The organism is Streptomyces sp. NPDC002734 (genome assembly GCF_040295685.1).
GTDB lineage: Bacteria > Actinomycetota > Actinomycetes > Streptomycetales > Streptomycetaceae > Streptomyces.
In genome coordinates, this window is the sequence record NZ_JBEOVU010000038.1 from 69902 (window position 1) to 80361 (window position 10460).

Below are 10460 nucleotides of genomic sequence, written 5' to 3' on the forward strand. Positions count from 1 at the left end.
GTCCGCGCCGTAGGGCCTGTCCGCCGGTCAGGCCCCGGGGCGCCCGCCGCGGACCCGCGCGCTACGGCGCGCGGACCACGGCGAGCTCGGTCAGGCCCGAGTAGGTCAGCACCGGCTCCAGCAGCGACGAGACGACGATCTCGAGTCTCTCCGCGTGGACGAACAGCACGCTGAGTCCGGCGCTGTCCAGGTAGTCCACGGCGGTGAGGTCGACCACCACCCGTTCGGGGGCGGCGTCGGCCGTCTCCAGTGCCTCCAGCTCGCGGGCCAACAGCCCCGCGTTGCCGAGGTCGATCTCACCGGCCACCGTCAGCAGTGGCCGCCCGCCGGGGGCGGTGCCGGGGGTCACGGTCAGCGGCGTCATTTGGCGATCCTCGTCCACATCCGAACCGTGGTCCCCGCCTCGCCGGGCGTGACGGTGACCTCCTGCATCATGGCGCGCATCAGCGCGATTCCTCGTCCTCGGTGGAGGCTCGCCTCCGCGCTGGGCGGCCTCCAGCGGCCGCTGTCCTCGACGGTGAGGGTGAGCTCGTCGGCGCCCGTCGCGGCCAGCAGCCGGACGGCTCCGCCGGGGCTGTCCCGGTGCCCGTGCTCGATCGCGTTGGCGCAGGCCTCGCCCGCGGCGACCAGGACCTGCTGGGCCATCCCCTCCGGCAGGTCGCACCGTGCCAGCCAGCCCCGCAGCGTGCCGCGGGTGACGGCCAGCTCCGACGACTGCGCCGGGAAGGTCAGCTCCAGCGGTCCGGGGTGGCGGTACAGCAGGAGGGCGACGTCGTCGTCGTAGCCGTCCTCGGGGGCGAGCAGGTCCATGACCCGTGCGGCGAGCTCGTCCGCGGGCAGGTTCCGGCCCTCCTGGAGCGCCTCCCCGGCCAGGCGGATGCCCTCGCTCAGCGGGCGGCGGCGCCGCTCGACCAGGCCGTCGGTGTACAGCAGCAGCGTGGAGCGCGGCGGGACCGTGCACTCCGCCTCGGGGCGCTCGGCGCCGGGCCGGACCGCCAGCGGCAGCGAGCGGCCCTGGTCGAGCAGGGTCACCTCGCCGTCGGGTCCCGCGAGGATCCCCGGGGGATGTCCGGCGCCGGCGTAGACCAGGCGTCCGGTCCTCGGGTCGAGGACGCCGCAGAACAGGGTGGTGCACAGCGCGCCGGGGATGCCCGCGGCGAAGTGGTCCAGCGCGGCCAGCGTCCGGGCGGGCCCGGCCTCCTGGAGCAGCAGGGCCCGGCAGGCGCTGCGCAGCTGGCCCATCACGCTGGCGGCGTCCAGGCCGCGGCCCACGCAGTCCCCCACGACGATGCCGATGCGGCCGTCCGGCAGGGCGACGGTGTCGTACCAGTCGCCGCCGACCTCCAGGGGCGGGACGGCCGGCTCGTAGCGGACGGCGAAGCCCTGGGGCAGCCGTGCCGGGCCGAGGATGGCGCGTTGCAGGGCGAGCGCGGTGCGGCGGTGCTGGTCCACCTGGTGGGCGCGGGTCAGGCCCTGCGCGAGGCGGCCGCCCAGCAGCGACAGCAGGAGCTGGTCCTCCGGGATGAAGGGCCGCCGCCCTCCGAGGTCGACCCGGAGCACCATCGGGCCCTCGGGGTGCTCCAGCACGACGTGGGCGCGGTTGCCGTCGGCGACCGGGCTGAGCGCGGGACGGTGGCGCAGTGCGGCGAGTTCCGCCCGGTCCTCCTCGGGCAGGTACTCCCACCGGTCGGGGGACGGTTGGCCCACGGCGGCGACGCAGGGCTCGGGCCCGTCGCCGAAGACGACGGCGAGGACCTGTGCGGCCCGCCACACCTGCTGGAGTTCCTCCAGCGCGCCGGTCAGCGCCTCGTCCTGGCCGACGGCCTGGGAGAGCCGGAGGCCGAGGGCGGCCAGGGCGCTGTCCCGCTGCACGGCGTAGTGCTCGGCGGTGACGTCGCGGAAGGTGCCGACGACGACGCGACGGCCGGTGTCCGGGTCGCGGGCCTCGTTGCAGCTGACCGAGACCCAGATCCGCCGGCCGTCGGCGCGGTCCACGGCCACGGTGCAGCGGCCGGGCCGGCCGGAGAGCGCCTCGCGGAACGCCTGGCCCCACCGGTCGTGCGCCTCGCGGCCGGTCTCCTCCCAGGGGCGGTGCGGGCCGGGGAGGCTGTCGGGGCCGTAGCCGAGGATCTCGGTGTAGGCGGAGTTGACCTCGATGATGGTGCCGGTCTCGTCGCAGACGAAGAACGCCTCCTGCAGGGCGTCGACCAGTGCCGCGCGCCAGCGGGCGTGCCGGCCGCGCATCCGCGCCAGCTCGACGTTGGCCCGGACCCTGGCCAGCAGCTCGGCGGCGGCGAACGGCTTCACCAGGTAGTCGTCGGCGCCGGCCTCCAGGCCCTCGATGGACGCCTCCTGCCCGGCCCGCGCGGACAGCAGCAGCACCGGCACGGAGGCGGTGCGGCTGTCGGCGCGCAGCGCGCCGACCATGGCGAGGCCGTCCATCCGCGGCATCATCACGTCGCCGACGATCAGGTCGGGCTGCACCGCGCGGGCGGCCTCCAGCGCCTCGACGCCGTCGCCGACGGCGCGGACCCGGTAGCCGGCGCCGGTCAGCAGGCGGGTGAGGTAGCCGCGCATGTCGGCGTTGTCGTCGGCGACCAGGACACGGGCCCCGGCCGGCTCCCGCACCACCGCGGCCCCGGGCCCGTCCGCCCCGGCGTCCTCGGGGGCGCGGCCGGTCCCGGCGGGAGATCCGGCCTCGGGGGCCGCCTCGGCCGGGCTCCCGGCGGTGGTCCTGTCTCCGGTGCCCTCGCCGGCGGGGGCGGGGGCGTCACTCCCGTCCCGGGCGCCGGGGCGGGTGGGCGTCGCCTCGGTGTCCGTGAGGGCGCCCAGCGCCTCCTGGACGTAGGGGCGGGCGTCCGCCGTGAAGGGGGTGGCGGACGCGGCGGCGGGGACGAGGGACTCGGCGGGCAGGTGGCCGGTGCCGAGGCGGAGCCGGACGGTGAAGACGGTGCCGCGGCCCTCGGCGCTCTCCGCGGTGATCGTCCCGCCGTGCAGCTGGACGAGTTCCTTGACCAGGGCCAGTCCGATGCCGCTGCCCTCGTGGGAGCGGGCGCGGGTGTGCCGGATGCGGTGGAAGCGGTCGAAGAGCCGGGGCACCTCGTCCGCAGGCACGCCGACGCCCGTGTCGGCGAAGGTCACCACCGCCTCGTCGCCGTCCCGGCGCACCGCCACCCGGATGCCGCCCTCGAAGGTGAACTTCAGGGCGTTGCCGAGCAGGTTGAGGACGACCTTCTCCCACATGGACCGGTCCAGGTGCACCGGCTCGTCCAGCGGCGGGCAGTCGACGTCCAGGGTGAGACCGGCCCGCTCGACGGCGGAGCGGAACACCCCGGCCAGGTCGGCGGTGGTCGCGGAGAGGTCGACCGGCGCGAAGGCGGCCCGCATCCGGCCCGCCTCGATCTGCGAGAAGTCCAGCAGCGTGTTGACCAGGCGGCCCATCCGCAGGCCGTTGCGGTGGGCGACGTCCAGCTCGTCGCGCACCGCGCGGTCGGCGTCGGACAGCCGGCCGCGCAGTTCCTCCAGCGGGCCCATGATCAGCGTGAGCGGGGTGCGGAACTCGTGGCTGACGTTGGAGAAGAAGGCGGTCTTCGCCTCGTCCAGCTCGGCCAGTTCCTCGGCCCGCCGCTGCTGCGCCCGGTAGCTGCGGGCGCTGCCGATGCCCGCGGCGACGTGACCGGCGACCAGCTCGACGAAGGACCGGTAGGCGTCGTCGAGCGGCCGGTACCGGTTGAGCGCGGCCACCAGGAATCCGTAGGGCTCGCCACCCTGCCGGGGCAGCGGCACCAGCAGCGCCCCGGTCGGCGGCGCCTCCCATGCCCCGTGGGGCAACTGCGCCACGCCGTCGGTGAGGGTGGTGAGGTCGACCGTCTCGGCGCCGTCGCCCGGTCCGGCGGCGGGCCACGGGGCGGCGTCGCCGGGCGTCAGGGCGAGGGGGGCGACGGGGTGGCCCGGCTCGATGCCGCTGGCGCCGGCCAGGCGTACGCGGCGGCCTTGGGCGCCGTCGGCGCCGACGGCGCCCTCGGGAGCGCCGCCGGCGTCGGGCCCGTCGTCGAAGAGGTAGGTGAGGGTGAACGGCAGGTCCTGCGGGTTGCGGCCGAGCTGGCGGGCGGCGAAGTCCAGCATCTGCTGCTCGGTGCGCACCACGCTGGGGTCGGACCCCAGATCGCGCAGGGTGGCCATGCGCCGCTCGCCGATGACCCGCTCCGTCTCCTCGGTGACCACGCAGAGCATGCCGACGATCTCTCCGGCGTCGTCCCGCAGCGGGCTGTAGGAGAAGGTGTGATACGTCTCCTCGCGGTAACCGGAGCGTTCCAGGAACAGCTGCAGCCCCTGGTCCCAGGTGGCCCGGCCGGTGGACAGGACGGTGCCGATGCGTGGGCCGATGGTGTCCCAGATCTCCGCCCACACCTCGCGGGCGGGCCGCCCGAGCGCCCACGGGTACTTCTGCCCCAGCGTGTCGTGCCGGTAGGCGTCGTTGCAGAAGAACGTCAGTTCCGGGCCCCACGCCATCCACATCGAGAACCGGGAGGAGAGCAGGATGCTCACCGCCGTGCGCAGGCTCTGCGGCCAGCCGGACGGGGGCCCCAACGGGGTCTCCGCCCAGTCGACCGCGGCCAGGTCGCGCCCGACCTCGGGATCGGCGGCGAACACGTCCGCCCCGGCCGACGCGGATCCACCGGGGGAGAAGGAGCGTGCCATGGATGGGCCTTTCGTCTCGACCGAGCACCCGTACCCGAGTGACGCGCGCGCCGCCGGATGTTCACGGGAACCCCACACTCATTCCACAGGCTTCGTAGGATAAGCCGAACCCACTGGTCTTTCCGGCCGGTCGTCACCGCCCGGCGTCACCCGCGGCAGGCGCCGCCGGAAGGATCACCGGGCCGTTCGTCCCCTCCTGCCGTCCGTCCTCCGTCCCATCCGCACCCCCCACCAGGAGACCCGGTGACCAAGACCGACCCCGTCCTCACCGTCGACCGGCACACGCACCCCTCGGGCGCGGCCGTGCTGCGGGCGACCGGCGAACTCGACCACCACACGGCCGGCGCCCTTCTGGGCGCCCTCGACGAGCTGGACCTCGCCCGCTCCGCCGGTCTCGTGATCGATCTCACCGGGCTCTCCTACTGCGACTCCACAGGCATCACCGTGCTCGTCACCGCACACCACCGCGCCGAGCGGGCCGGCCGACCGCTGGCCCTGTGCGGACTGGGCCCTGACCTGCGACAGATGTTCCACACCGTGGGGCTGGACCAGATCTTCACATTCCACGACGATGTGGACCAGGCTGTGAACGCGCTGCGAATTTGAGCCGTCCGGCCCCGTTTGGGTCCCGAGGAACGGGGCATCGGGGCTGTCTGCACTTCGTTATCCTGCCGGGGGCAGGCGCCTCCGGCAGCCTGACAGGACAGACGGGCTCCGGAGAAGGACGGACGAGATGGCCATGACCTCCACGGCCGCCGTTCCCGCGCCGCCGACCCCCGGGCCGGTCCCCGGAACGGGTCGTCACAGCGGCGTGGTGTTCTCCGACGACCGCGAGTGGGCGGGGCATCTGGTGCCCTTCGTCCGCGCGGGGTTCGAGCGCGGCGAGCAGGTGCAGTACTTCGCGGCCACCACGGACCCCGACCGGGTCAGGGGCGCGCTGGCGTCCGCCGGCGTCGACGCGGCGCGGGCGGAGGCCGAGGGCCGCCTGGTGGTCACCACGGCGGAACACACCTACCTGTCGGGGTCGCGATTCGACCCGGACGCCATGATGGGCCTCTGGCACCAGGCCATGGACACCGCGCTCGCGGAGGGACACCGCGGGCTGCGGGCGATCGGCGAGATGGCCTGGGGCGCACAGGACGTGGCGGGGGCGGACCGCCTGCTGGAGTACGAGCTCCGCCTCCACCACGAGGTGTTCGAACCGCTGCCGCTCACGGCGTGGTGCTTCTACGACCGCCGCCGCGTGCCGGCGCGCCTGCTGGCCCTGCTGGCCGGGGCGCACCTGGACCACGGCGGACAGCCGGTCGAGCGCCCCGTCCTGCGGCTGGAACCGCTGCCCGGCCGCACCGGTCTGAAGCTGTCCGGCTCGGCCGGGTACGACACCCGCCACGCCGTGCGCACCGCCGCGGCCGTGGTGGCCGGTTCCCCGGGCGGAGACGTCGAGCTGGACCTCTCCGGTCTCCGGCATCTGGACGTCGCCGCGCTGGTCGTGCTCGTCGAGGCGGCCCGGCGCCGCCGCGACGGACGGCTGCGCCTGCTGCACGCCCCCGCTCCCCTTCGACGGCTCCTCGGACTGTTCCCCGAGCTCGGAACCCCTGTGGAGATCGCCGAGCGATGACGACACACAGCCGAACCACCACGTACTTCCGGCAGCCGCCCGGTCGAGGACCCGGCTCCGGGCTCTTCCACCCCGCGCTCTTCTACCGCTCCGACGCGGAGTACCTCGACGCGGTGGGCCGGTTCGTCCGCGCCGCCGTCCAGGGCCGCGGCGCGCAGGCGCTGGTCGTGGTCCCCGGGCCGCGGCTCGAGCGGCTGCGCGCGCACCTGGCGGACCTGGACGAGCGCATCACCTGGCTCGACATGACGGAGTCCGGGCGCAACCCGGGCCGCCTGCTGTCCCTGTTCCGCGAGTTCGCGGACCGGCACGAGAGCTCGGAGTCCCGGCCGTCCATCGTGGGCGAGCCGCTGTACGCCGGGCGCGGGCCGTTCGAGACGGTGGAGGCGCTGCGCCACCAGGCCCTGGTCAACCTGGCTTTCGCCGGCCGCCGGGTCAGCGTGCTGTGCCCGTACGACGTGACGCTGCCCGAGCGGGTGCTGGAGGCGGCCCGCCGCATCCACCCGGTGGTGACCGAGGACGGCGTGCGGCGGATCAGCCCCGACTTCGCCGACCCGCTGGACGTCTGCCGGTCCTTCGACACCCCTCTCCCGGACCCGGTCGACCCGCTGGTGGTCGAATTCGGCGAGCACGAGCTGGCGCTGGCGCGCGGCACCGCGGAGGACTGGGCGTCGCGCTGCGGGCTCTCGCCGGCCCGGCGCACCGACTGGCTGCTGGCCATCGGCGAGGCCACCGGCAACTCGGTGCGGCACGGCGGCGGGCGGGGCACCCTGCGGATGTGGCGGGACCAGAACTCGCTGGTCGCCGAGATACGCGACAGTGGCCAGCTGACCGACCCGCTGGTGGGCCGCCGCCGCCCCGACCCGCGTTCGCCGCACGGCGGACGCGGGGTGTGGATCATGCACCAGCTCTGCGACCTGGTCGAGCTGCGCGCCGGGGCGGACGAGCTGGTGCTCCGCCTCCACATGGCGGTGGAGTGACCCGCGGGGGGATCTGAGCGGGGCGATCCGCCCGGCGGCGGCCTGGCCCGCGGGCCGACCGGCACGGCGACACGGGCCGCGGGCCGACCGCACGGCGGCCCGGGCACGCGTCGGCCCGCGCGGCGACCGCGGCCCGAGCGCGAGGCGCCGTGACGCGGGCAGGGGCCGCCGCGACGGGAGCGAGGTCGCCGCGACCTGAGCGCGTCTCGCCGCCGGACGTCCGGCGCGGGCCGGTCACTCCTCGAAGAGCGGCTCCTGCACGCCCTCCTGCTGCTTCCTGACCCGGCGGTTGCGGCTGCCCACCACGCACGCCGTCGCCGCGCCCACCGCGGCGAACACCGCCGGCACCATCCACCCCTTGTTGAGCGCGTGCCCGAGCAGGTGGTCGAGCGAGAGCCGCCCGGGGCCGGTCACGGCCAGGCCCGCGGCGGTGAGTCCGAGCGAGGCCGCGTACTCGTAGCCGCCGCTCTGCGCGAAGAAGCCCTGCGGGGCGTGGACCGCCGCCGCTCCCGCCATCGCCCCGGCGGCCGCCGCGCCCGCCGCGGGCGTGGCCAGGCCGAGGGCCAGCAGCAGGCCGCCGCCCGTCTCGGCGGCGCCCGCCATGGCGGCGCTGGTGCGGCCCGGGGCGTAGCCGATGGACTCCATCCACTGCCCGGTGCCCTCGAGGCCGTGGCCGCCGAACCAGCCGAACAGCTTCTGCGTGCCGTGCGCGGCGAGCACGCCGCCGGTGCCTGCCCGGAGCAGCAGCAGACCAAGATCACGCCGGTCGAAACACGTCACGTCGACTCCCTGAAACCCGTTACCGGTGCGGACCGGACCCGGGTCCCCGGCTTTGCGCCGTTCCATCCGCCCACGCGAGTGATCACCGGGGGTCGTGGGGAGGTTACCCAGCCGTCATCTGCATGTCGTGTCCTCAACAACGGGGGGTCGTCCTGTCCCGCTCGAATGCCTTCCGCACCCCGTCACCGTCCTCGTCCCGGAAGGCCACCATGCTCTCGCCCACCGGTCCGCACTCCGCCGAACTCCGCGATGCCGCGCTCCGGCTCGGCCGCCGAAGATTCCTGACCACCACTGCCGCGGCGGCCGCGCTGGCCTTCGCGGTGGGCCTGCCCGGCGCCGGCACCGCCGCCGCGGACGAGCTCGAGCCCGCGCAGCTGTCCGAGGACCCGTTCACGCTGGGCGTGGCCTCGGGCGACCCGCTGCCGGACTCGGTGGCGCTGTGGACCCGGCTGGCGCCCAGGCCCCTGGACCCCGACGGCGGGCTGCCGGAGCGGCGGATCTCCGTGCACTGGGAGGTGGCGCACGACGAGCGCTTCACCCGCGTCGCGCGGCGCGGTCACGCCTGGGCGCACCCGGAGTTCGACCACGCCGTCCACGTCGACGTGCGCAACCTGCGGCCCGGCTCGGAGTACCACTACCGCTTCCGGGTGGGCGACTGGGTGAGCCCGGCGGGCCGCACCCGCACCGCGCCCGGCTTCGGGGCCCGGGTGGACCGGCTGCGGTTCGGCCTGGTCTCCTGCCAGCGCTACGACCAGGGTCACTGGACCGCCTACCGCCACCTGGCCGGGGAGGACCTCGACGCGGTCTTCCACCTCGGCGACTACCTCTACGAGTACGCCGTCGACGCCAAGGGCGGCGCCCGCAACTACACGGACCGGGTGATCCCGGCCCACTTCGCCCACGAGACGGTGACGCTGGAGGACTACCGCCTGCGGTACGCCCTCTACAAGTCCGACCCGGACCTGATCGCCGCCCATCTCGCGCACCCGTTCGTGGTGACCTGGGACGACCACGAGACCGAGAACAACTACGCGGGCGACCACCCGGAGGGCTCGCTCCCGCCGGAGGAGTGGCTGCTGCGCCGGGCCGCCGCCTACCGCGCGTACTGGGAGAACATGCCGCTGCGCGCCGCCCAGCGGCCCGAGGGCCCGGACCTGAAGCTGTACCGGCGTCTGCACTGGGGCGGCCTCGCCCAGTTCGACGTCCTGGACACCCGGCAGTACCGCACCGACCAGGCGAACGGGGACGGCTGGAAGACGCCCACCGCGGAGTCGGAGGCGGAGTCGATGACGCTGACCGGGGCGGAGCAGGAGCGGTGGCTCGTCGACGGCTGGCGCCGCTCCTCGGCCGTCTGGAACGTGGTGCCGCAGCAGGTCACCTTCAGCCGCCGCAACCACGCCACCGCGGGGAACACCACGCTGTCGATGGACTCCTGGGACGGCTACCCGGCCTCCCGGCGGCGGGTGCTGGAGGGGTGGAAGGCGTCCGGCCAGGAGAACCTGATGATCCTCACCGGCGACGTCCACGTCCACTACGGGCTGGACGTCAAGGAGGACTTCGACGACCCCACCTCGCGGACGCTGGGCACCGAGATCGTCACCAGCTCCATCTCCTCGGGCGGCGACGGCTCGGCACGGCCGTCCAACTGGGCGGGGTACCACGCGCGCAACCCGCACCTGAAGTTCTACAACGGGCTGCGGGGCTACGCCACGGTGGAGCTGGGCCGGCGGGAGGCCCGGACGGAGTTCAAGACCGTCGAGAGGATCACCACACCGGGCGCGCCGCTGACCGTGGCCGCCGCGTTCACCACGGAGGCCGGCGACCCGGGGCTCACCCCGGCCTGACGGCGCTCCGCCTTGGGGGCGCAGGCGGTCGGGCCTACGGCCTGCTGCTCTTTTGCCTCGCGCTGGAGGAAAGAGGGCGGCCCGCGAGGATGCGGGCCGCCCGGTTGCACGCCCTGTGTCGGGCGCGGGTTACTTCTACGTGCTGCGCATGCGGCTGAGGCAGTGGATCAGCTCGCGCTGGGCCTATCGCAGGGTGTCGTCACGCACGACCGTGACGCTCTCCATCAGGTAGTCCGCGTCGCGGTCGACGGTGTACGACTGTTACTTCCGTCCCCCGTTGGTCAGCTCCGCGATCTTGTTGCGCAGCGTCTCTCGAACGTTCGCTCAGGGCCACAGGCGGGTTTTTGCACGACTCGATGGGCGTTACTCCACCGCGCCCTTGAAGATCGCCGTGCGGTACAGCATCTCGCCCGCCTCGCCGGGGGTCAGCTCGATCTGGACGTCCTTAGAAGTCATCTCAATTGGTGGTCGAGCTGCCGTGAAAGTCCGGTCAGCGTAGGCGTGGTGGCTTGACCGCGATGTGAGACTTGCAGCATGGAC

At 74.6% G+C, this 10460-nt stretch carries 7 protein-coding genes; 4 read left to right on the forward strand and 3 right to left on the reverse strand.

Features of this window, described 5'->3' with window-relative positions; all coding sequences use genetic code 11:
- Positions 1-61: 61 nt before the first annotated feature.
- Together ABT026_RS27505 and ABT026_RS27510 are read right to left on the reverse strand one after the other, a co-directional pair.
- Positions 62-364, reverse strand: a complete 303-nt coding sequence (locus ABT026_RS27505; RefSeq protein WP_351117852.1) for an STAS domain-containing protein — start codon at positions 362-364, stop codon at positions 62-64.
- The gene (locus ABT026_RS27510) at positions 361-4701 is read right to left on the reverse strand and encodes a SpoIIE family protein phosphatase (RefSeq protein WP_351117853.1); all 4341 of its coding nucleotides are present in this window, start codon (positions 4699-4701) and stop codon (positions 361-363) included. Before ABT026_RS27510 ends, ABT026_RS27505 begins: the two co-directional genes overlap by 4 nt.
- A gap of 243 nt (positions 4702-4944) precedes the next feature.
- Here ABT026_RS27510 and ABT026_RS27515 point away from each other — a divergent pair, with 243 nt between their 5' ends.
- From ABT026_RS27515 to ABT026_RS27525, 3 genes are all read left to right on the forward strand, one after another.
- On the forward strand, positions 4945-5307 hold the full coding sequence (locus ABT026_RS27515; protein ID WP_351117854.1) for an STAS domain-containing protein: 363 nt from the start codon (positions 4945-4947) through the stop codon (positions 5305-5307).
- Between the two features lie 127 nt (positions 5308-5434).
- On the forward strand, positions 5435-6319 hold the full coding sequence (locus ABT026_RS27520; RefSeq protein WP_351117855.1) for an MEDS domain-containing protein: 885 nt from the start codon (positions 5435-5437) through the stop codon (positions 6317-6319).
- A complete protein-coding gene (locus tag ABT026_RS27525) occupies positions 6316-7296 on the forward strand; it encodes an anti-sigma factor RsbA family regulatory protein (protein WP_351117856.1) in 981 nt (326 codons plus the stop codon). Before ABT026_RS27520 ends, ABT026_RS27525 begins: the two co-directional genes overlap by 4 nt.
- A gap of 234 nt (positions 7297-7530) precedes the next feature.
- Here ABT026_RS27525 and ABT026_RS27530 read toward each other — a convergent pair whose 3' ends face one another.
- The gene (locus tag ABT026_RS27530) at positions 7531-8076 is read right to left on the reverse strand and encodes a DoxX family protein (RefSeq protein ID WP_351117857.1); all 546 of its coding nucleotides are present in this window, start codon (positions 8074-8076) and stop codon (positions 7531-7533) included.
- 209 nt (positions 8077-8285) lie between these two features.
- Here ABT026_RS27530 and ABT026_RS27535 point away from each other — a divergent pair, with 209 nt between their 5' ends.
- Entirely contained in the window at positions 8286-9920 is a 1635-nt protein-coding gene (locus ABT026_RS27535) for an alkaline phosphatase D family protein (protein ID WP_351117858.1), read from the forward strand.
- The last annotated feature ends 540 nt before the right edge of the window (positions 9921-10460 follow it).

Coding starts and splice junctions, on each gene's coding strand:
- ABT026_RS27520 (WP_351117855.1), top strand. CDS start 5,435: ATGGCCATGACCTCCACGGCCGCCGTTCCCGCGCCGCCGACCCCCGGG.
- ABT026_RS27525 (WP_351117856.1), top strand. CDS start 6,316: ATGACGACACACAGCCGAACCACCACGTACTTCCGGCAGCCGCCCGGT.
- ABT026_RS27510 (WP_351117853.1), bottom strand. CDS start 4,701: ATGGCACGCTCCTTCTCCCCCGGTGGATCCGCGTCGGCCGGGGCGGAC.
- ABT026_RS27505 (WP_351117852.1), bottom strand. CDS start 364: ATGACGCCGCTGACCGTGACCCCCGGCACCGCCCCCGGCGGGCGGCCA.
- ABT026_RS27535 (WP_351117858.1), top strand. CDS start 8,286: ATGCTCTCGCCCACCGGTCCGCACTCCGCCGAACTCCGCGATGCCGCG.